The 21,028-nt window shown below is 46.3% G+C and carries 18 protein-coding genes; 9 read left to right on the top strand and 9 right to left on the bottom strand.

Annotation, left to right across the window (positions count from 1 at the left end):
- The first annotated feature begins 3 nt into the window (after positions 1-3).
- The gene (locus CIK89_RS05460; protein WP_094390390.1) at positions 4-1,239 is read left to right on the top strand and encodes a cofactor-independent phosphoglycerate mutase; all 1,236 of its coding nucleotides are present in this window, start codon (positions 4-6) and stop codon (positions 1,237-1,239) included.
- Positions 1,239-2,540, top strand: a complete 1,302-nt coding sequence (thrC, locus tag CIK89_RS05455) for a threonine synthase (RefSeq protein ID WP_094390389.1) — start codon at positions 1,239-1,241, stop codon at positions 2,538-2,540. Before CIK89_RS05460 ends, thrC begins: the two co-directional genes overlap by 1 nt.
- Before the next feature lie 129 nt (positions 2,541-2,669).
- Here the strand turns inward: thrC and CIK89_RS05450 are convergent, their stop codons facing one another.
- Positions 2,670-3,041 (bottom strand): thioesterase family protein, encoded by a 372-nt coding sequence (locus CIK89_RS05450; protein ID WP_094390388.1) that lies wholly within the window; start codon positions 3,039-3,041, stop codon positions 2,670-2,672.
- A 152-nt stretch (positions 3,042-3,193) separates the two neighbouring features.
- Here CIK89_RS05450 and CIK89_RS05445 point away from each other — a divergent pair, with 152 nt between their 5' ends.
- The 3 genes from CIK89_RS05445 (at position 3,194) to CIK89_RS05430 (ending at position 7,563) form a co-directional block, all read left to right on the top strand.
- Positions 3,194-4,714 (top strand): DUF4301 family protein, encoded by a 1,521-nt coding sequence (locus CIK89_RS05445; RefSeq protein ID WP_094390387.1) that lies wholly within the window; start codon positions 3,194-3,196, stop codon positions 4,712-4,714.
- A 1,153-nt stretch (positions 4,715-5,867) separates the two neighbouring features.
- On the top strand, positions 5,868-6,335 hold the full coding sequence (locus CIK89_RS05435; RefSeq protein WP_158214975.1) for a leucine-rich repeat protein: 468 nt from the start codon (positions 5,868-5,870) through the stop codon (positions 6,333-6,335).
- A 223-nt stretch (positions 6,336-6,558) separates the two neighbouring features.
- Positions 6,559-7,563: a hypothetical protein gene (locus CIK89_RS05430; RefSeq protein WP_094390384.1), complete on the top strand. Its 1,005-nt coding sequence runs from the start codon at positions 6,559-6,561 to the stop codon at positions 7,561-7,563.
- 120 nt (positions 7,564-7,683) lie between these two features.
- Here CIK89_RS05430 and CIK89_RS05425 read toward each other — a convergent pair whose 3' ends face one another.
- The 4 genes from CIK89_RS05425 to CIK89_RS05410 all read right to left on the bottom strand — a co-directional run bounded on the left by CIK89_RS05425 (position 7,684) and on the right by CIK89_RS05410 (position 12,468).
- The gene (locus CIK89_RS05425; protein ID WP_094390383.1) at positions 7,684-9,780 is read right to left on the bottom strand and encodes a C13 family peptidase; all 2,097 of its coding nucleotides are present in this window, start codon (positions 9,778-9,780) and stop codon (positions 7,684-7,686) included.
- Positions 9,764-10,804, bottom strand: a complete 1,041-nt coding sequence (locus CIK89_RS05420) for a BMP family ABC transporter substrate-binding protein (protein WP_094390382.1) — start codon at positions 10,802-10,804, stop codon at positions 9,764-9,766. The genes CIK89_RS05425 and CIK89_RS05420 overlap by 17 nt, the downstream gene beginning before the upstream one ends.
- A gap of 147 nt (positions 10,805-10,951) precedes the next feature.
- Positions 10,952-11,872 (bottom strand): hypothetical protein, encoded by a 921-nt coding sequence (locus CIK89_RS05415; RefSeq protein ID WP_144007356.1) that lies wholly within the window; start codon positions 11,870-11,872, stop codon positions 10,952-10,954.
- A gap of 242 nt (positions 11,873-12,114) precedes the next feature.
- Positions 12,115-12,468: a hypothetical protein gene (locus CIK89_RS05410; protein WP_254046622.1), complete on the bottom strand. Its 354-nt coding sequence runs from the start codon at positions 12,466-12,468 to the stop codon at positions 12,115-12,117.
- A 45-nt stretch (positions 12,469-12,513) separates the two neighbouring features.
- On the opposite strand from CIK89_RS05410, the gene CIK89_RS05405 reads away from it, so the two are divergent.
- The gene (locus tag CIK89_RS05405) at positions 12,514-12,699 is read left to right on the top strand and encodes a hypothetical protein (protein ID WP_094390380.1); all 186 of its coding nucleotides are present in this window, start codon (positions 12,514-12,516) and stop codon (positions 12,697-12,699) included.
- 205 nt (positions 12,700-12,904) lie between these two features.
- Here CIK89_RS05405 and CIK89_RS05400 read toward each other — a convergent pair whose 3' ends face one another.
- The 3 genes from CIK89_RS05400 to CIK89_RS05390 are packed head-to-tail and all read right to left on the bottom strand — an operon-like array spanning position 12,905 to position 16,819.
- Positions 12,905-14,125 carry an MFS transporter gene (locus CIK89_RS05400; protein ID WP_094390379.1) on the bottom strand — a complete coding sequence of 407 codons (1,221 nt, stop codon included), beginning with the start codon at positions 14,123-14,125 and terminating at the stop codon, positions 12,905-12,907.
- 6 nt (positions 14,126-14,131) lie between these two features.
- A complete protein-coding gene (locus tag CIK89_RS05395; protein ID WP_094390378.1) occupies positions 14,132-14,674 on the bottom strand; it encodes a TIGR00730 family Rossman fold protein in 543 nt (180 codons plus the stop codon).
- A 15-nt stretch (positions 14,675-14,689) separates the two neighbouring features.
- Positions 14,690-16,819 (bottom strand): Tex family protein, encoded by a 2,130-nt coding sequence (locus CIK89_RS05390; RefSeq protein WP_094390377.1) that lies wholly within the window; start codon positions 16,817-16,819, stop codon positions 14,690-14,692.
- Between the two features lie 517 nt (positions 16,820-17,336).
- On the opposite strand from CIK89_RS05390, the gene fldA reads away from it, so the two are divergent.
- From fldA to CIK89_RS05375, 3 genes are all read left to right on the top strand, one after another.
- Positions 17,337-17,831, top strand: coding sequence for a flavodoxin FldA (gene fldA / locus CIK89_RS05385; protein ID WP_094390429.1), 495 nt, complete (start codon positions 17,337-17,339; stop codon positions 17,829-17,831).
- A 67-nt stretch (positions 17,832-17,898) separates the two neighbouring features.
- The gene (locus tag CIK89_RS05380; protein ID WP_254046621.1) at positions 17,899-18,234 is read left to right on the top strand and encodes a DUF2023 family protein; all 336 of its coding nucleotides are present in this window, start codon (positions 17,899-17,901) and stop codon (positions 18,232-18,234) included.
- Positions 18,235-18,457: 223 nt separating this feature from the next.
- Positions 18,458-19,228 (top strand): bifunctional 2-polyprenyl-6-hydroxyphenol methylase/3-demethylubiquinol 3-O-methyltransferase UbiG, encoded by a 771-nt coding sequence (locus tag CIK89_RS05375; protein ID WP_094390375.1) that lies wholly within the window; start codon positions 18,458-18,460, stop codon positions 19,226-19,228.
- 138 nt (positions 19,229-19,366) lie between these two features.
- On the opposite strand, the gene CIK89_RS05370 is transcribed toward CIK89_RS05375, so the two are convergent.
- Positions 19,367-20,674 (bottom strand): nucleobase:cation symporter-2 family protein, encoded by a 1,308-nt coding sequence (locus CIK89_RS05370; RefSeq protein WP_094390374.1) that lies wholly within the window; start codon positions 20,672-20,674, stop codon positions 19,367-19,369.
- Positions 20,675-21,028: the final 354 nt, after the last annotated feature.

Genomic DNA, 21,028 nt, shown 5'->3' with positions numbered 1-21,028 from the left:
ACATTGAAACATATCATCATATTGGGCGACGGAATGGCTGACCACCCCGTTGAAAGACTTGGTGGAAAAACACTCTTGGAATATGCACGCCCTGAATACATGAACCGCTTGGCTAAAATGGGACGGACAGGAAGACTGCAAACCATCCCAAGTGGATTTGCTCCGGGTAGCGAAGTAGCTAATACGTCCATTCTCGGATACGACCTCAACAAGGTATATGAAGGACGTGGCCCGCTTGAGGCTGCTTCTATCGGATATGAACTGCATCCCGATGACTTGGCGCTACGGTGCAACATCATCTCGCTGGCGGATGGGAATATCATCACACACAATGGCGGAAACCTTGAAACGGCTGATGCAGATGTGTTGATACAAGAGCTCAACAAATACCTGGGAGATGACCGTGTGCGCTTTATCACTGGCATTCAATACCGTCACCTGCTCGTCATTCGTGGTGGTTCAAAACATGTTGTCTGTGCTCCCCCACACGACCATCCCAATGAACCATGGGAGAAACTATTGGTGAAGGCAGAAGACAACGCACCTGTTGAACCAGGAAGAATGACTGCAGAGGAAACGGCAGAACTCATCAACAGACTCATCATAGAATCCCAGCAGATTCTGTCCGCACATCCTTTCAATCGCAACAGGGCGGCAAAAGGTGAACGACAGGCCAATAGTATTTGGCCATGGGGCGGTGGATACCGACCTTCCATGCAGCCACTCACACAACTCTACCCACAGGTTAAGAGCGGTACCGTGATTTCTGCCGTTGACCTGATCAGAGGCATAGGACATTATGCCGGACTGGAAATCGTCAACGTAGAAGGTGCTACTGGTTTGGCAAATACCAACTACGAAGGTAAGGCACAGGCTGCTATTGAAGCCTTGCAACACGATGACTTCGTATTTGTTCATGTAGAGGCTACTGACGAAGCTGGTCATGATGGCGACCTCGAACTGAAACTGCGGGCCATTGACTATCTTGACAAACGGCTTATCAAACCCGTTTATGAAGCCGTATGTCAAATGAACGAACCCGTATGCATCGCTATCCTCCCCGACCACCCTACTCCCGTGGAAATGCGCATCCATGTCGATGAACCTGTCCCCTTCCTGATCTGGCATCCTGGCATCGAGGCTGACGCAGTAGAACACTATGATGAGGTGAGTTGCGTAAGCGGCAGTTATGGGATGTTGAAACTCAATGAATTTATGAACCAACTGATGAAAATATAATGAAATATTACAGTACAAACGGAAAAACGCCAAACGCAGACTTGCATAAGGCTGTAGTAAAAGGTCTGGCAGAAGATAAAGGTCTATACATGCCTGAAAAGATCAAGGCATTACCACAGTCGTTTTTCGACCATATCGAGACACTTTCATTTCAGGAAATCGCCTATACTGTTGCCGATGCCTTCTTCGGTGAGGATGTGGAGGCGGATGCGCTGAAGAAGATTGTGTATGATACTTTAGCCTTTGACTGTCCTGTGGTAGAGGTTGAACCGACCATCTACTCGCTCGAACTCTTCCATGGTCCCACTCTTGCATTCAAAGATGTAGGTGCACGTTTCATGGCTCGTCTGTTACAGTATTTCATCAGCAAAGAAAAGAAAGGCCGCGTGAATGTTCTCGTGGCAACCAGTGGAGACACGGGTAGTGCCGTTGCCAACGGATTCCTCGGTGTTGAAGGTATTCATGTCTATGTTCTTTATCCAAAAGGCAAGGTCAGCAAAATACAAGAGTCACAGTTTACGACCTTGGGACAGAACATCACAGCCATTGAAGTTGATGGAGTCTTTGATGACTGTCAGGCGTTGGTGAAAGCAGCTTTTATGGATCAGGAACTCAACGCGCACATGCGCCTCACATCGGCAAACTCTATCAATGTTGCGCGCTTTCTGCCACAGTCGTTCTACTATTTCAATGCCTATGCACGCATGAAGGAGCGCGGACTTGCTGATAAACTGGTGGCTTGTGTTCCCAGTGGCAACTTCGGCAATATCTGCTCTGCCCTCTTCGGCAAAAAGATGGGTCTCCCCATCAGCCGTTTTATCGCAGCCAACAATGCCAACGATATCTTCTATAAATATCTCTGTACTGGCAAATACGAACCAAAAACCAGCGTACAGACCTTGGCCAATGCGATGGATGTGGGCGATCCCTCAAACTTCGCACGCATCTATGACCTTTATAAGGGAAGTCATCAGGATATCTGCCAAGACATCAGCGGTGCCACCTATTCCGACGAACAAATCAAAGAGACGATGACACAATGCTATCGGGATAATGGTTACACGTTGGATCCGCACGGAGCCTGTGGTTACCGTGCACTCAAGGAAGGATTGCAACCTGGAGAGGTTGGCGTATTCTTGGAAACAGCACATCCTGCTAAGTTCAAAGAGAAGGTCGATGCCATCCTCCATACCGACATCACCATTCCAGAACGTCTTGCTGCATTTATGAAAGGCGAAAAGAAGAGCATTCCCATGACGAAAGATTTCGCAGATTTCAAATCATTTCTCATGCAAGAATAACATCATCAGGCTATCATCACCACCTTTCTGATATTTTGAAGAAAGGTAAATTTAGGTAAATAATGCAATAAACAAAAAGAGAATCTCTGAATTTGAATAGAGATTCTCTTTTTTTCTTGACGTATGGACTTACAGCTTTGAGAGGAATTTCTCCCGGTCCACAACAAAGCGAAGATGAGTGCCCTCACCAAGCAATTGTTCGCCGCAGAATGCTTTCACAGCATATTCTATTTTCCGACCATCTACTTTGGTCACCTCTGCCGTAGCCGTTACGGTTTCGCCGATTTTTGTCGGCCGAAGATGCGAAGATTCAATATGACCGCCTACTGTAGTACTGCCCTCCGGCAACACATCAGCAACAGCCAGCATGGCGGCATTTTCCATAAGCGCCATCATGGCTGGAGTCGCCAATACCTCCATATCTCCAGAACCTATCTTCTTCGCTGTTACATTTTCGTCAACAACCAGCTCACTGGTATGTTTCATTCCTGTTTCTATCATATTTCCGTTCTATTAAGTTTTTATAAATGAAATGCGAAATTAGTTGATTTTACCGAAACAGCCAAATATTTTTATCATTCTTTTTTGGTGGTGTGCAATATAATTCCTATCTTTGCATCAAAACAAATTCAATACTAACAATCCTATATATTATGGAATATTCACAAGAAGATCTAAAACAGATTTCCCAAAAAGGAATCAACGAAGCACAAGTAGAGAAACAACTTGAACTATTCAAAAAAGGGTTCCCTTTTCTGAAGCTTGAAGCTGCTGCTAGCATTCAGCATGGTATCATGGCACCCAGCGATGCTGACCGGAAGAAATATATAGAGGCATGGGAAAGCTACAAGAAAGCAGGCCACAGAGTAGTCAAATTCGTACCTGCCTCTGGAGCCGCAAGCCGTATGTTCAAAGACATGTTTGCCTTTGTCGATGCCGACTATGATATCCCCACAACAGACTTTGAGAAAAAATTCTTCGACAACATCAGCCACTTCGCCTTCTACAACGAACTTGATGCTGCCTGCCGCAAGAACAATGGAAAAGGCATCAGCCAACTCATAGCCGATGGACAATACAAAGCTGTAGTAGAAAATATGCTCAAACCGGAAGGCCTCAACTACGGACAACTGCCAAAAGGTATGCTGCTGTTCCACAACTATCCGGAAGGAGCACGCACACCAATGGAAGAGCATCTTGTGGAAGGTGCCCTCTACGCTGCCTCTAACAACGAGGCTCACGTACATTTCACGGTGAGCCATGAGCACATGGACTACTTCAAACAGCGCGTAGCCATGAAAGCCGATTCTTTTGCAAAGAAATATGGAATCCGCTATGACATCAGTTTCTCAGAGCAAAAACCTTCTACCGACACCATTGCAGCCAATCCTGACGGTACCCCGTTCCGCAACCAAGACGGATCTCTGTTGTTCCGTCCCGGAGGCCATGGCGCACTTATCGAGAATCTGAACGAGATCAGCGCCGATGTCATATTCGTCAAAAACATAGATAATGTAGTTCCAGACCGACTGAAAGACGAAACAGTGGAATGGAAACAAATCATTGCAGGAGTATTGGTAACGCTCCAGAAACGCGCTTTCGACTATCTACAGCTGCTTGAAACCGGTTGTTACAACCACCAGCAGATTGAAGAAATCATCCGTTTCGTCCAACAAGATCTTTGCTGCCGCAAAAACAACATCAAGGAACTGGAAGATGCAGAACTGGTAATGTACCTCAAAAAGAAGCTCAACCGTCCCATGCGCGTGTGTGGCGTCGTGAAAAATGTAGGCGAACCGGGAGGTGGTCCTTTCCTCACCTACAACCAAGACGGAACCGTTTCGCTGCAAATTCTGGAAAGTTCACAGATAGACAAATCAAATACCGCTTATATGGAAATGTTTACCAAGGGAACACATTTCAATCCAGTCGATTTGGTCTGCGCCGTGAAAGACTATCAGGACAAGCCTTTCAATCTGCCCGACTTTGTAGATCCTACCACAGGATTCATCTCACAGAAATCCAAAGACGGAAAACCGCTTCAGGCACTTGAGCTCCCAGGCCTTTGGAATGGTGCCATGAGCAATTGGAATACAATCTTTGTGGAAGTTCCTCTTGGCACTTTTAATCCTGTAAAGACCGTCAACGACTTATTGCGCAGCCAGCATCAATAAGACTTTGCGATATTAACAAACACCGCGGCACTTTTCCATCATCAAGAAAGTGCCGCTTTTATTTTATCAGAACCTCCGTGTGCAGCCCCTTTTAATGTCGGAAATCGAATGACACGGATTTTTTGCGTTGGTGCTCGGGTGTTGTAGATCCGTAGTTCCGTGGTTCTGTAAATCCGTAATATTTCTGGCCATAGGCCATATTTTATCAAAGATTTCCTCCAAAGATTTCTTGCGAAGCAACCCAAACTCATCCAGCTAAATCAGCATAAAGTATTATAATTTAAGTTAAACCAATACTGGTTTTAGTTAAATATAATTAATAGGCGATATAAAAAGTGCCAAAACTCTTGCATTCCGTGGGTGCCATGTTGTATATTTGTATTTCAAGCCGAGGATGATTTCCAAAACAAGAAAGAAACCTTCAAATCAAAAGTTAAACAAATAATTTACAACTAAAAAGCCACTTATGTTTACAAAACAAGTAATTCAACACACCATCCGGTCCCGACAGAGAGACCACGGTTTCCCGATCGCTTCTCGTTCGGTTCCCGTTAACTTCTCGTTAGGTCCTCGTTCGTCTCTCGTTCGTCTCTCGTTGGTTATTCGTTAGTCTATCGAAGACCTATCGAGGACCGAACGAGGAACAAGCAAAAAACGAACGAAAGAGCAACGAACGTCGATCGAGATGCCGACGAGAAACTATCGGCAACTCGACGATTTGCCTCCGTCATGGCTGGCAGAATACCCTTCTGCAACCACAAACCAGCATGCTGCCATTCACCATGCTCCTGCGAGGCAGATAGCAGCACTTTCGGCCCCACCCAGGCATTCTCACGGCGAATCAAGCCTTTTCCACCCATTCTGCACATTCCACCCTCCCACATCAAAAGCCCCTCACAGGCTCTAAAAACACCTCACTACCATACTGCCCAACAACCACCCAAAACACACTCTACTCGTCCTAAACATCCACTTACAAGCACCTAAACACAACCCTTCACGGCCTCAATAGTAGGCCTAACACCACGTTTTCGTAAAGCCAGAGAGCAGAGTTAGGTGCACTTGAGCTCTGATTTGGCAAGAAAAGCGCTATAAAATGAAACCATCACCCAAAAGCCCCCATCCTCATCATTTTATCAAATATAAGAATAATATGTTTACATCGACCTCGTATTACGCGTCCTACAACTTTACATTATCACTAAGGGAGGTGAGCATACCACGTTCCGCAAATATAAGTAGCTACACGTTCAATTTTTGCTCTGCCTTGGAGGAGATTGATTTCCCCGAGACTTTGGAGTGCATAGGCAACTGGGTGTTCCGCGGCACAAGCCTGAAGAAAGCCGACCTCTCGCACACATCGCTGCGAAACATCATTTGGGAGGTATTCCAGTCGCCTGTCACAGAGCAGGCAACGCTCATCGTGCCCGAAGGCTCGGAGCAGGCCTACCGCAATGCCGAGGTGTGGAAGGAATTCAAGAACATCGCCACCCCGACATCTCTGAAATCTGCTATAGTAGATACAAAAGACAGTGAGCGCATCTATGACCTTAGAGGTGTAGAGCAGAATAGAGAGAAAGGGCTTGTCATTAAGAATGGAATTAAAATAATTAATAATTAAAGCGAAAGTTCAGTGAATTATTCAAAATATCGCTGCAAAGTTACAAAACATCGGGCAAACCACCTAATCAATAAAGAAAACCATCGGTCAATAAAGTTAAAAGTGCTGCGAAAAAGTCACTTTTATCTTTATTGACCAAAATTTTTGCTTTATTGACCTACGACTTCCAATGTTTTTTCGTAACTTTACAGCCGAAATATTGAATTAATTAATAATTTTGAGTATGAAGAAGACTATTTTTTCAGTTATTATGCTTGCGATAGTAGGCGTATGCACCATTACGACATTGTCGGCATGTTCTGACGATGATGACAACAAGAAAGATAATGGTGACGGTATTACAATTAACGGTGTTGACCAGGTTGAGTATTTCCGTCAGTTTCTTGGTGCGTTTACCAAGAATGACATCCTTGGCACCCCATTCAGAATGAAAGCCATTGACAAGCTTACCCCCACGGTGTATAGCTATTTTGTGGAAGACGAGAAGGAAGCTGAGACATTGTTCCTCACTTGGATTCCACAAGAGGCTCGCAAGGCTGTTGTCCGCAACGGTAACACCATTGTCTATACTCCGCGCGATGCCCAAGGTGCAAAGCAAGGCACTATCACATTCCGTGCAGCCTTGCCATCTGAGACTGCTACGTTTGCCGTAGTGGAGTTCAAGGACGTAAGCAAGATTAAGGGCATAGACAAAATAAAGTTCCAGCCCGAGTCGGCAAACCCAGACAATATTGGGGTGTTCGATGGCGTGCCGCACCACTTAACCCTTGAAGAAGTTAAATCTGGTAATTGGTTTTGGGGTAAAGTACAGAAAGGTGACTTTTTTGATTATCCTTATGGAACAAGACTATATTATAGCGCTGCCCTTCCAAAGTTAATTACAGGAAAGGAACTTATTGAGAAAATGGGTGATAAAACCTTCTATACGAACTATGCTTTCGAGAGTTTCTGTATCATGACGAGTCTCAGTACAAAATTTAATGATCATGTATGTGATAATTTCAACCCGGGTGACCATAAGATTATTATCGAAGCTGGCAAGTACTTTGGGGGAGACGAAATCATGATTCAAACAGCCGAAATCTACATTAATAAAACTTATAAAGATATAATGATTTCTGAATGTGATCCTCCTGTAGATGAAGCTTTTGAATCTCTTGATGAGTCAGAACAGTATTGGGTGTGCCAAGGCTATATAGTAGATTATAAAAGTGGAATGAGTTATTAGTACTATCGGAAGTGATGCTTTATTGACCAACGACTTTCAATGTTTTTTCGTAACTTTGCCGCCGAAATACCATTGAAAGTCGTTGGTCAATAAAGTTAAAAGTGACCTAATCCCTAATTCCTACTTCCCCAAGAATTCCCTCATTGTGTTCTGATAGAGGTTTCCGTAGTTGTCGGCATTGTATATCGTGACGTGCGAACCGAGAGTTCCTGTGAACGCCACGTTGTAGAGGTCGCGGAGAGATGTCGCAGGGTCGGAATACAGACGGGAGATGATGGACGATGTGAAGCGGTTGGTAAGATAGACATTATAGGGGGCATACCACAGGTCGGCCTTCGACGACTCGTTGGCATTGGCTGCCGTCATCACGAGCAGTCCGGGAATGCCCTCGCACTCCTTTGCCACTCCGCCTGAAAAGCATGCCTCAACTATCCACATCATCTTGCGGAACCGCTGCTCGTCGCTCATCTTCTGTAGTATGCGCGCCATCTGCTTACCCGACACTAGGTCGATGTCGCCAAGGGCAAGTCCTGCCGGCATGCCGTGACTACTCCAGAAGAAGAGCACGTTGTCGCCTGCGCCACTGTCGAGCACTTCGGGATGGGCAACGTCGGGCTTGCCCGAGAAGATGACGGCAAGGTCGTTGTAGGTGATGTCCTCAAGGCGGTAGTCAACGACAACGTTCTTATACAGGTTGTCTCCATCCACCGAGCGGCGCACCACTCCCTTCTCGGGATTGTTGGCGTTCTGCGCGAGGTCGTCAGCCATGATGAGTATGATGTCGTCGTCGCTATAGCCCGAATTGCGGAGCATCTGGTAGTATTCGAGCGCATCGGCCTGGAAACGGTAGTTCTCCCAACCGCCCGAACCGGCAATGATGACCGCCTTGTTGCCCGTGAGGGCAGGATAGCCAATGTCGGACATGTGCTCGTCGAACTGCTGCTGGTAGGTCTTGTTCCATTCCCAGCTGACTATGGGAGACGAGGAGTGCTCGCCCTCGGAACGCTTCATATAGTTGAGCGAGAGGAACTGTCCCTCATACACCATCCAGAAGTCGTAGGTGGAATGGGTGATGAGCGTGTAGTTCTTGGGATCGAAATCGAGCTTGCCCACGGCACCGCTCACCTCGGGTACACCGCCCTCGGCAATCGTCTCGAAAGCCTGCTTCATGTTGCCCGACATCCATCCGCCCTGACTGTCGGAGTGGTAGTAGAGCAGGGTGCCGACGGCATAGTTGAGGTTGTCGAGATTATGCACTTCGTCATAACGGCTTGCAAGACAGGTGAGCATGATGGCATCATACAGCTCGGCATCGCCATGGATGGGAGCCTCGCCGAAGCGAGATTTATACACCACGCCAAAGCCCGAAGCGGGGTCAGCCACAAGGTTGAGTCCCACAAGTCCCTCGTTCTTCAGCATGGCGGGTTCGTAGGCACGGTCGGTGAAGAAAGGTACAGAGAAATGGGAGAAGTTGTCCATCTTGGTACATTCGTACATGATGGAAGCCTCCTCGGCATTGTTTGGCACGCATAATGTCAAGGTAGGATTATTGGCGCACGCCTTGAGATAGGCATCGGGGATTTCCGACTTGTCCTTATATGTGGCAAGGCCCACGGGATTAAGTCCCATCTCGGCTGCCTGGAAGGCAAACCAATCCACGAAGGTCTGTCCGTAGTCGTTGTCGCAGGCAAGCAGGGCTACATCAAATTGAACCCCTCCATCAGCCATGAGCGAGAGCAGTATCTCGCACTGCGTGATGTCACTCTCGGAGAGTCCCCAGTAGTTGCCGTGTTGACCGAAGATGCGCGCTAACTCCTGCGAGGTGTTGAAGGTGAACATGGTCTTGTCGGTCTTGGCGCACTCGTAGGCGAGCGTCTTGGTGTGCTGGTCGTCATAGCAACCCACCACGGCTGCTATATCCTGGCGCGAAGCGAGTTCCACGGCCAAGGAAGCGAGGGCAGTGGTGTCCTCGTCGTAGTATTCGTAGGATGGCACTACCCCACCCCTTGCCATTGTGATGTTCTCGCGTGCCATGTCGAGTATGCGCTGCACGCGCTCCTGGCGGTCGCCCTTCTTGAGCACCACGGCTATTTTCACCTCGCGGTTAGAGATGACCTCAGGACTGTCGGTGGCGATGTTGTTGTCGTCGGAGCAGGAGGAGAGGAGGAGGAAGATTATTATTAATTGGGAGTTAAAGAAGTTACTTGCTCTTTTCATACTTTGTCTCCTTTCCTAAGATATTGTTCTTGAATGTTTCTATGCCTTGTGCGTCAGTTTCCTTCCAGTCGTGACAATAGATGACGTTGACATAACCCGAATCCCAGAGGAAATCCTGGTGTTGGGGTATTTCCTTCTTATCAAGCCACAGGGCGATGAAGTCGTTGGTGGCACTGCCGATGTTCTTGACGAGCGAACAGTTCATCAGGCCCGAATAGGCAGACATGTCACCGTCGATACCCGCAGTATAGACACCTTGGTTGCGCGAGAACTGATATACAGCCTTGTTGCTGCCGCCTGCCACGGGGAAGAAGAAGGTGTGGCCTGATTCGTATAGGCGGTTGCAGAGGGCGTATGCTTCATTGGGCATGTTGTAGCCGTCGCCGTCCCTGTCGGAGATATAAGATATGGTGGCATCCGCACCTCCTGCCTCAATGAACCCGTCGCGGAATCCCTGTGCGGCTCCGTCAACATTACGGTCGAAGGGATTGGCGGCAAGCACGGCTGCCTTGTAGTCAGATTCATCCTTATTGGTTAGGGCTGTGTATGCACCGATGAGATATGCCGCGCCATACATGCCTATGCGGAAGGTATATACACCGTCGATGGGTTCGTGGGTCTCGTAGAGCAGCACTGAGCTGTTGGCGTCCGAAGGGCGCACCGAGGAGTTACGCAAGGCACTCTCATACTGGTTGCTGGCGAAGATGAACAGCCGTCTCTCGTCCTTGGCGGTCTTCTGCGCCCATTTGTTGTAGATGGCGATACCGTCCTCCACCGATGCGGGCACATGCATCATGACGTCGAAGCCCAGCCGCTTGCGCGACTCCTCAAGTCCCGTGAGTATGATGTCGTTATAGCCCAAGTCACCGAAGCCGGATGGCGAGAAAACGACCTCCACCACATTAGTGGAAGTCAATGAGGGTGTAGTGTTGTTTTCATCGTTATCCGAACACCCTACAATAGAAAAAAGGATGGCTACTATAAAAACTACACGGATAACATTCCTCGTTATGATACCATTCATTTGTGATTATACTAAAATGTCATTATTTCAAGTTGTCTATAAAATAGTGCCTAGGGTCATAGGGACAGGTACCACTGATTCGCGACAAATAACGAACCTACGTACTGTCCCTATGACCCTGGTAAGATATATTTCATCAAGTTCACGTTAATTCATCAGTGGAATACTAACTGTTTCACCATCCTTAACAGCATAGCAACGAATAAGCCAATAGTCACCAGATGGAGGTAAATTATTAATCAATCTGCCCCAAACCAATTCATCTCTCCCGCAGAGATAAGAGTAGAAAGTGGTACGTATGCCTCCGGGGTACGATATAGGCCCCCCTCCCACGAATACTTCAATTCGAGGTTTACTAAGCCTTTTTATTACTTCTGCTTTAAACTTTGGGTCATTATCCATTGCAATTCTAAAACAAACATAACAAAACGGAGAATACCAAACTTCTTTATAATTATATACTTTATTTAAGCGTACTTTTAAGGGGTAAGTATAGTAAATAGTCAATTTTTCCTTATCATCATGCCATGTAAAAATCTCTTCTTTTGGCACTTTTCGATAAAACCAATTGCCATTTTCTATATCAGTTAAAGTCAGAGGCCTGGGATAAATGTCATAATTGTCTGGCATCGCCGACTCAGGCTGGAACTTTATCTTGTCGATGCCTTTCATCTTGTTCACTCCGTTGAACTCAACCACGGCAAGCGTAGCCGTTTCCGTTGGCAGGGCAGCGCGGAAAGTGATGGTACCCTGTGACGCTCCCTGTGCGTCGCGCGGAGCATAGACTATGGTGCTGCCGTTGCGGCTCACGCCATCAAGAGCCTTGTCGGGAATCCAAGCAAGGAACAACCTCTCTGCCTCCTCCATGTCTTCTACAAAGAAGCTATAGACGGTAGGAGTGAGCGCGTCTAAGACAGTCATTCGTATTGGAAGGAGGATGCTGTCGTTTTCGGCAAAGATTCCAAGGTTCTTGCGGAAATACTCCGCCTGGTCAACACCTTCGATGGTAATGCCACCACCATTAGTGCTGTTGTTCTCGTCGTCGTCGGAGCAAGCCGACATTGTCATTATTGTGAATACTCCCGCTATCGCAAGCCATATCACAGAAAGAACCATTTTCTTCATTCCTAATTTATTTTTTTAGTTATTTACAAAATTCTGCTGCAAAATTAATGAAAAAAGGGGAAACAGAAAAGACAAAACGGAAAAACACCGTTCAAAATGGAAAAAAGTGACTTTTCACGGCTGAAAAGTCACTTTTATCATTCTTAATTCTTAATTAGTACTGATGCGATTAATTCGCACTGCTATTAAAATTCATCAAATAAAGTGAGTTCTTTGACATTTTGGTTTTGAATGATTGAGTCCTTTGGCTTAGTGATGAGGTCTCTCAAATCAATTCTTTCGAGAGCTGAGATTCTTATCAACGTAGCTACTTTAGTGATTGAATATGGACTTTTCGACTTGTGGGTAGTCAGCTTTATGGTAAAGTCACCGCAGATTCCTGTGCTTGCCTCAAAGTCATGGCGATGGTCTGTGACCTCGTACCTCATATTGTCTTTGGGGCGGCTAATCCAATAAGCGCCAGCTTTATGAAAGCGATACAAGGCAAGGAAATCGACGTATGCCTTATCCATCATGTAGAACGCAAGTGGCTCAGACACAATTCATTGCCTTTGTTTATATACGTTCACTCTCAAAATACGCTAATGGAAAGATTACTGCACTTCACGAAATATGATATGGCAGAGGCAGACTTGGTGGCTCTGTTGGAAAGTCGTGGACTTGTCATTTCCGATGAAGCCAAAGCGGTTCGGTATTTGGAGAGCATCGGGTACTATCGCCTTTCCCCTTATATGTACCCATTCTTGATGTTTGTTTCTTTGTCGTCTTAGTCCGAGATGACTCTGATGAATTCAAGAAACTCGTTCATCCTTCGCTTTGTCTTTTGAAGAATAATCGAGAACGAACCTTTTTCAACTGGGATCCAATCGAAAAAGGTTCGGGATGAGTTCGGGATGGCTTCGGGAACAGATAAACTACCAATCGACAGTTTGTTGATAGTCGTCATGTGGTGAGTCGTGGTTCTCGTGTTTCGGCCTAATGCCCTCCCTTCTTTTGGGTGTTTGGCAGAAAACCTGCGATAATGCCCAATAATGGTAGGAAGGCACTTGCCTGGAAAATGAATTCGATGCTTGTTTTGTCTGCCAACCATCCAAAGAAGGCAGATCCGAGACCACCCAATCCAAACATCAGTCCGAAGAAGATACCGGCAATCAATCCCACCTTGTCGGGCATCAGATCTGTGGCGTAAACCACAATCGAGGAGAATGCCGATGCAATAACTAATCCAGAAAGGAAAGCGCAGATTATCGTCCAAGTGAAATTGGCGAATGGCATGGCTAATGCGAATGGTGCTGCACCGAGGATGGAGAACCATATCACGTATTTTCTTCCGAATCTGTCTCCAAACATTCCTCCTGCCAATGTGCCAATGGCAAAAGCGGTCAGGAAAACGAATAGGCAGATTTGTGATGTTTGTACGCTGACGCCGAACTTGTGGATCAGGAAAAACGTGAAGTAACTTGTGATACAGGAAGTATAGAAATATTTTGAGAATACGAGCAGAATCAAGATGGTTAGTGCTCCGTATTTCGCCCTTTTGGAGATGTCGGTATTCAGTCCCGTATCCTTTTGCGGATGCTTCACAGCATAGACGAGTCGCGCTCTAAACCATGTTCCAAGCCTTATCATGATGATAGCGGCAATTAGTGCTGCAATAGCAAAATAGGCAATCGCATGTTGACCAAAAGGCAGAATGATGATGGCGGCTAAGAGTGGCCCCATGGCAGAACCGCCGTTTCCTCCTACCTGAAAGATGGCTTGTGCCAAACTTTTCTTGCCGCCTGAAGCCATCTGTGCCACGCGTGATGCAGTAGGGTGGAATATGGATGAGCCAAAGCCTACCACGCTTACTGCCAGAAGGATTAAAAGATAGTTTTCTGCAAATGCCAGCAACAGCAACCCTGTTAATGTGAAGCACATGCCAATCGACAGGGCGTAGGGGCGTGGGTGCTTGTCGGCATAATAGCCAGTAAAAGGTTGTAGGATGGACGAAGTCATTTGGAATACCAAGGTGATGATGCCTATCTGTGCGAAGGAGAAGTCAAATTTGTCTTTGATGATAGGATAGATGGACGGGATGATTGACTGGATCATATCGTTGAGAAAGTGGGAAATGCCACATATCATCAGCATGGAATAGACTGTTCTTTCCGTCATGGTAGGTTTTCCTTTGATGATGCTACCTATTGATTTCATGTGTTATCAGTCGTTTATTGCGTTCAGCAATTGTTTGAGTTGTTCGAAATTGTCTGCCACTTCAATCATATTGTGCCAGTTTCCGCGAATCATTCCTTTTTGGTCGAGGTCATCCATGAGTGCGATGAGTGCGTTCCAAAATCCTTTCATATTATAAAGGATGACTTTCTTAGCATGGTATCCGATACATTTTGAAGCTACTACACAGAAGATTTCGTCAAGCGAGCCAACACCTCCAGGAAGAGCAACCACCACGTCACATTGGTCAATCATCAGACTCTTGCGGTCGGCAAGGTTATCTGTGGGGATATGTACATCGATATAGTCGGATGTTCGTCCACCTTTTTCTACAAGTGATGGTACAACGCCGATGACCCGTCCACCTCCATCGTGTACGGCTTTAGCGATGCAGTTCATCAGTCCTTGGTTGGTGCCTCCAAAGATGAGGTCGTGATGGTTGACTACCATCCATTTTCCCAACTCTTCTGTCATACTGAAGAAATCGGGGTCTATATGCTCGTTGGCAGAGCAGAATACTGTAATTTTCATAGTTATTTTAAATGTTTATAAACCTCTCATCGACAACGATATGCGTTGGCGTTTTATATCAACCTCAGTCACTCTTACTGTTACATGTTGGTGTAGTTTCACCACATCATTTGGGTCTTTCACAAATCTGTCTGCCAGTTGTGAGATGTGTACCAGTCCGTCATGATGAACACCAATATCTACAAATGCTCCGAAATTGGTGATATTGGTCACTATTCCTGGCAAGAGCATTCCCACTTGCAGGTCATTAATCTCATGTACGCGTGAGTCAAATTCGAATACTTCTACGGCTGCACGTGGGTCGCGACCAGGCCGTTGAAGTTCTGCCATGATGTCGGTAAGGGTGGGCATACCGGTCGTGTCGGAAACGTAGTTCTTGAGGTCAACTGATCTTTGTAGTTCTTTGTTGTCAATAAGTTGTTCCACAGTACATCCCTTGTCCTTTGCCATTGCTTTCACAATATCGTAGCTTTCGGGATGAACGGCGCTATTGTCGAGTGGGTTTTTAGCTCCAGGGATGCGTAGGAAACCAGCACATTGCACGAAGGCTACAGGACCGAGGCGTGGAACTTTCTTGAGTTCTGCACGCGATTTGAAGGCCCCGTTCTTTTCACGATATTCCACGATATTTTTGGCGGTTGTGGCATTGAGACCGCTGACATACATTAAGAGGTGACGACTAGCCGTGTTGAGGTTTACTCCAACGGTATTAACGCATGATTCCACCACCATATCAAGACTCTTTTTCAGTTCTCCTTGATCCACATCGTGCTGATATTGTCCCACGCCAATACTTTTGGGGTCAATCTTCACAAGTTCGGCAAGCGGATCCATCAGTCGTCGGCCTATCGATACGGCTCCGCGCACGGTAACGTCCTCGTTGGGGAATTCCTCGCGTGCCGCTTCTGATGCCGAATAGACCGATGCTCCATCTTCACTCACTACAAAGATATTGGTATCTGTATCAAGTCCAATCTCTTTCAAGAATGTGGAAGTCTCACGACTTGCAGTACCGTTGCCCACGGCAATAGCCTCTATCTTGTATTTCTTCACCATGTCAAGTACTTGACGAGCAGCCCCTTGACGGTCGTTTTTAGGAGCATGGGGATAGATGGCTTCAAAGTGGAGTAATGTGCCTTGGGCATCAAGGCAGACAACTTTGCATCCGGTACGGAATCCGGGATCTACGCCCATCACGCGTTTTTGTCCTAATGGTGCAGCCAAGAGAAGTTGACGCAGATTTTCGGCAAAAACTTTGATAGCTTCGTTGTCGGCAGCTTGTTTGCTTGATAGGGCATATTCTGTCTCTATTGATGGTTTTAGCAGGCGTTTGAAGGCATCGTCAGCCGCTTCGCCGACCAAATGACTGCAATAGCCTCGTCCTTGTACATATATTCTGCGGATTCTGTTCTTACATTCATCGTCATCGGCGGAAATACTGATACGCAGAAATCCCTCCTTCTCTCCGCGACGCATGGCGAGAAGTCGGTGTGAGGAACAACGCTTCAGAGGTTCAGAGAAATCGAAGTAGTCGCTGTATTTCTGTGCACCTTCGTCTTCTGCTTTGGTCTTCACAACCTTCGATGTGATGACTGCGTTATGGCGAAATACGTTGCGTATCTCTTTGCGCACCTTCTCGTTTTCGTTTATCGTTTCGGCAATAATAAATTTGGCGCCTTCTAATGCCTCGTCGGCAGACTGCACATCACCCTTGACGTATTTCTGTGCTGTCATCTGCGGGTTAGGATCCCGTTGTAGCATGATGGTATTGGCGAGCGGTTCTAATCCTTGTGCACGTGCGATGTCTGCTTTTGTGCGACGTTTAGGCTTGTAGGGCAGATAAATGTCCTCCAGTTCCGACATGTTCCAACAATCCTCAATACGTTTTCGTAGCGCATCAGTCATTTTTCCTTGCTCCTCTATTGTCGTCACGATAGTTTCTTTGCGTTTAGCCACATCTTGTAGTTTTTCGCGCATGAGTGCAATATCTGCCACCTGCACTTCATCCATGTTGCCAGTACGTTCCTTTCTGTATCGGCTGATGAAAGGAACGGTACAGTTTTCTTCAAGCAGTTGTATAGTATTGTCCACGCCTCGCTCAGGCAAAGCAAGGGCGTTGGCTATGATTTTTGTAAATACGTTCATATCTTATGTCGGGTATTTTCTGGCATTTTGTCGTTTTTGTCTTTGTCAAATTACAAAGGTACGATTAAGCGAGCGAAAAACCAAATTATATTTGAGTTTTTCCGAGCGTGAGTACCTTCGCATCCGTGATGCAGAGGTACGATTAAGCGAGCGAAAAACCAAATTATATTTGAGTTTTTCCGAGCGTGACTACTTCGCATCCGTGATGCAGAGATACGATTAAGCGAGCGAAATACGAAGAAAAGCAGATTTTTTGCTCATCCAGGAAATGAAGTGATATTGTCTGTTGTATAAGTTCGTTGTGGCGTGTATTATGATGATTGATAGCAGAAATCTCACGCTTTCGTTAAGCCAAATAAATAGAACCACAATTTTTAGGTATTGCACTATAAGCGCAAAACCTCTAACTTTGCAACCGCAAACAAGAAACGTTTCTTGCGGGTGTGTCTGTCTCATGAAGATTGATCCCCGCAGCATCAATCAAGATTCAACAACAAGCAATAGTAAATCAGAAAAGATGAAACCGACAATTGTTATTTATGGTTCTTCCACAGGTACATGCCAGGGAATTGCCGAAACCATAGCCGCCAAGCTCGGCGTGGGTGCATTAGATGTTGCCAATATCAGTTCAGATATCGTAGTAGCCAACGATAACCTCATTCTCGGTACTTCCACATGGGGAGTGGGAGAAATGCAGGATGACTGGTATTCTGGTGTAGAAACGCTCAAGAGCGCCGACTTAACCGGAAAAACCGTTGCCCTGTTTGGTTGTGGAGACAGCGATTCTTATTCAGATACGTTCTGTAGCGGTATGAAAGAAATTGCCGACGTAGTGAAAGCTGCAGGTGCAACGTTGCTCGAAGGAGTTCCAACCGATGATTATTCTTTCTCCGATAGCGAAGCGGTAGAGAATGGAAAGTTCTTAGGACTTGCCCTTGACGATATTAACGAAAGCGACAAAACAGAAACTCGCATCGATACATGGCTCGAAGCCATTAAACCGTTTTTATAGTCAATAACAATCTCCAAATCCTATAAGCGATTTGGCCAAAACTCCAGTCACAATGCAGTCAGTCACCATGCCAATAGATCTGAAGGTTCTGATGAACCATATTTATGAGTATAAAAAAGGTGTGCGCCGTATGGTGTTGTTCACCTTCAACAAAAAGTATGAAACTTTTGCCGTGTCGAAGCTGAAGAGCGAGGATATTGATTATATCATCCAGCCCATCGGCAACGACCGCCTCAATCTCTTCTTTGGCAAACGTGAATGTCTGGATGCTATCCGTATGATGGTCACAAAACCGTTGTGTCATCTTTCTCCAGAAGAGGATTTTATCTTAGGAGCCATGTTAGGCTACGACATCTGTGCACAGTGTGAACGCTATTGCGAACGCAAGAAACGGGTGAGCTGACATGCGCTACTTACCATAGCTTTCTGACCGATTCTGGTTCAAGATAGTCCCATCTGTCGATTCTATAAATGGAATATTACAGATGGGACGTCTTGGCTTGATCTTTCTCGTCATGTTATAGAAATTGCAAGTACAGGGAAAGAAATACACGTAAATAGTTGGCTGTCTCAAAATAATCCCATAATTTTGCGCTTTCATTCGACAAGCGTAATAGAACAGCATTATGGCATTATCCAATATAGAGAAACATTATAACAAACATCCCGAAGACCTGCGCTTACTGCGCAGACACGGTATTGTTGAGTTTGAAACCACCATGTACCATCTGCGCAGATTTCTGAAACCCGGTTATCGTTTGCTTGATATTGGTGCAGGTACAGGGCGTTACACCTCGGCACTCATGGCAGAAGGCTATGAGGTGAAAGCTGTGGAATTGGTGCGTCGCAATATTGATGTGTTTTTGAAACGGGAACCAACAGCTGATGTTGTGCAGGGCGATGCACGCCACATGCCGTTTGTGCCTACAGCATCGGCAGATGTCACGCTTCTGCTTGGTCCGCTCTATCATCTTATTGGTGATGATGAGAAATTGAAAGCATTAAAAGAAGCCAAGCGCGTGACCAAGCCAGGAGGTCTGATCTTTGTTGCCTATCTGATGAACGAATATAGCATTCTGTCGTATTGTTTTGACGAAGACAGAATAGGAGGCTTATTGGATAGAGGAGTAGTGGATCAGAATTTCCACATTCAAGCACAGGCAGACGAACTGTATGACTATGTGCGTTTGGAGGATATTAATCGATTGGACGAAAATGCAGGATTGGAACGAGTGACGATATTCTCGCCTGATGGTGCCTCTGATTATATGCGTACACGACTCAATCGTATGAGTGATGAGACCTTTGCCCATTTCATAGCCTATCAGAAGAGTATTTCCGAGCGTGCAGATCTCATCGGTGCAGGCAGTCATGTGGTAGATGTGGTGCGCGCTTGACATCAAACAGCTCATCTTCCTGAACAGAACACTCAGGTTCCTCCTAAATCCTAACACCCGATTCGAGAAAAAATCCCCATCCATCATGATCAATAAGCGGTCATGTGGATGGGGAAAATCGCATAGAATATAGGGTTTTTAAGCCTCGGCTTTGTCTTTAGGCAATACGAGATTGAGGATGACTGCCAATAGGAACACCACTGCCACACAGTTGTTGGCGAATACGGTGCGGACAATCTCAGGGAAGATGTTGAACATCTCTGTGGCTTGGGTGAAGCCAAGTCCGACGCTCAGCGACAGACTGACAATGACCATGTTGCGATGAGATGAACCGCAACGGCCCATCATGCCGAAGCCAGCATAGAGGATGCTGCCAAACATCATCAGCGTGCAACCGCCCAAAACACATTGTGGAATCGTGGTTAGTGCATAACCTATCATGGGGAATATTCCACCCAGAATCATGATGAGGGCACCCGTGGCGATGGTGAAACGGTTGATAATGCCCGACATGGCAACCAATCCTACATTCTGTGAGAAAGAGGTGATAGGGGTACAGCCAAACAGTCCCGATACCGAACTGACGAAACCGTCGCAACTGACAGCGGCTCCCATCTCACGCTCGTTGGGGTCGCGTTTCAAAGCACTATTGCAGAGCGCACTCGTGTCACCAATAGTCTCGGTAGCAGATACCAGATAGACGGCAACGATAGACAGAATGGCTCCGATATTGAAGGTTGGGGTGAAAGGCAACAGATGGGGCAATGACAGGATAGGACGACTACCGATGCCACTGAAATCGACCATGCCCATGCACAAGGCAAGGATGTAACCTGCCACAAGACCTACCAAAACAGATAGTGAGCGAAGAAAACCTTTTGCAAACACCTGACAGAGCAGACATGTGAGTAGGGTGATGCTGCCCACAATCCAGTTGTTGATACTGCCAAAGTCGGCAGCTCCTTGTCCTCCGGCAAACGAGTTGGCACCAATGGGAAGCAACGAGAATCCAATAGCAGTTACTACCGTTGCTGCCACCACAGGTGGAATCAGTTTAATCCAGTAGCGTGCAAACAGGCCGAGTGTGCCTTCTACCAATCCACCGATAATTACGGCCCCCATCAGTGTACCCATGCCTTGTGTGGCAGCGATGCTGATGGCCAGCGACAAGAAGGTGAATGAAATACCCATGACGATAGGCAACCGTGAACCGATGCGCCATATCGGATAGAGCTGTACCAACGTGCCGATACCGGCAATAATCATACAGTTTTGAATGAGCATACTGCTGGTGACACTATCGATACCGATAGCACCTGCCAGAATCATGATAGGGGTGATGTTACTGACAAACATGGCCAGTACATGTTGCAGACCGAAGGGTACGGCCTTGCCGACGGGAACACGTCCGTCGAGTTGATAGAGATTACTGATGTCTTGTCCCATATAAAAATGTAATGGATGAGAATTAAAAAATCCTTGCAAAGGTAATTGTTTTTTCGGGAATATCCAAAGAAATACCATTCAAAACCTATTCATATCCATTTCTCATTCCATACAAGGAGCTGATAGACTTTGATGCCAGCTGAGGACGATGCCTATGACATGTTTTTTGGACTATCTTCTTGTATCTCTTGCAAAATTAGTGTATCTCTGCATCCAGAGATGCTAAGTGAAATGCACCCCTAAAGTTAGACATAAAGCTTTTAGAGGTACATTATGAGTAGTTTTCATTCATTAAAAGAAAGATTAGAAACAGTATTAAAGGTAAAGTCTGGCGTACCCATCGTCCAGTTATGC

It is taken from the genome of Prevotella sp. P4-119, from assembly GCF_002251345.1.
GTDB lineage: Bacteria > Bacteroidota > Bacteroidia > Bacteroidales > Bacteroidaceae > Prevotella.
The sequence above is the reverse complement of the archived record's forward strand: the minus strand, read 5'-3'. Positions and strand labels throughout refer to the sequence as shown.

Coding starts and splice junctions, on each gene's coding strand:
- thrC (WP_094390389.1), top strand. CDS start 1,239: ATGAAATATTACAGTACAAACGGAAAAACGCCAAACGCAGACTTGCAT.
- CIK89_RS05450 (WP_094390388.1), bottom strand. CDS start 3,041: ATGATAGAAACAGGAATGAAACATACCAGTGAGCTGGTTGTTGACGAA.
- CIK89_RS05445 (WP_094390387.1), top strand. CDS start 3,194: ATGGAATATTCACAAGAAGATCTAAAACAGATTTCCCAAAAAGGAATC.
- CIK89_RS05435 (WP_158214975.1), top strand. CDS start 5,868: ATGTTTACATCGACCTCGTATTACGCGTCCTACAACTTTACATTATCA.
- CIK89_RS05430 (WP_094390384.1), top strand. CDS start 6,559: ATGAAGAAGACTATTTTTTCAGTTATTATGCTTGCGATAGTAGGCGTA.
- CIK89_RS05425 (WP_094390383.1), bottom strand. CDS start 9,780: ATGAAAAGAGCAAGTAACTTCTTTAACTCCCAATTAATAATAATCTTC.
- CIK89_RS05420 (WP_094390382.1), bottom strand. CDS start 10,804: ATGAATGGTATCATAACGAGGAATGTTATCCGTGTAGTTTTTATAGTA.
- CIK89_RS05415 (WP_144007356.1), bottom strand. CDS start 11,872: ATGACAATGTCGGCTTGCTCCGACGACGACGAGAACAACAGCACTAAT.
- CIK89_RS05405 (WP_094390380.1), top strand. CDS start 12,514: ATGGAAAGATTACTGCACTTCACGAAATATGATATGGCAGAGGCAGAC.
- CIK89_RS05400 (WP_094390379.1), bottom strand. CDS start 14,125: ATGAAATCAATAGGTAGCATCATCAAAGGAAAACCTACCATGACGGAA.
- CIK89_RS05395 (WP_094390378.1), bottom strand. CDS start 14,674: ATGAAAATTACAGTATTCTGCTCTGCCAACGAGCATATAGACCCCGAT.
- CIK89_RS05390 (WP_094390377.1), bottom strand. CDS start 16,819: ATGAACGTATTTACAAAAATCATAGCCAACGCCCTTGCTTTGCCTGAG.
- fldA (WP_094390429.1), top strand. CDS start 17,337: ATGAAACCGACAATTGTTATTTATGGTTCTTCCACAGGTACATGCCAG.
- CIK89_RS05380 (WP_254046621.1), top strand. CDS start 17,899: ATGCCAATAGATCTGAAGGTTCTGATGAACCATATTTATGAGTATAAA.
- CIK89_RS05375 (WP_094390375.1), top strand. CDS start 18,458: ATGGCATTATCCAATATAGAGAAACATTATAACAAACATCCCGAAGAC.
- CIK89_RS05370 (WP_094390374.1), bottom strand. CDS start 20,674: ATGGGACAAGACATCAGTAATCTCTATCAACTCGACGGACGTGTTCCC.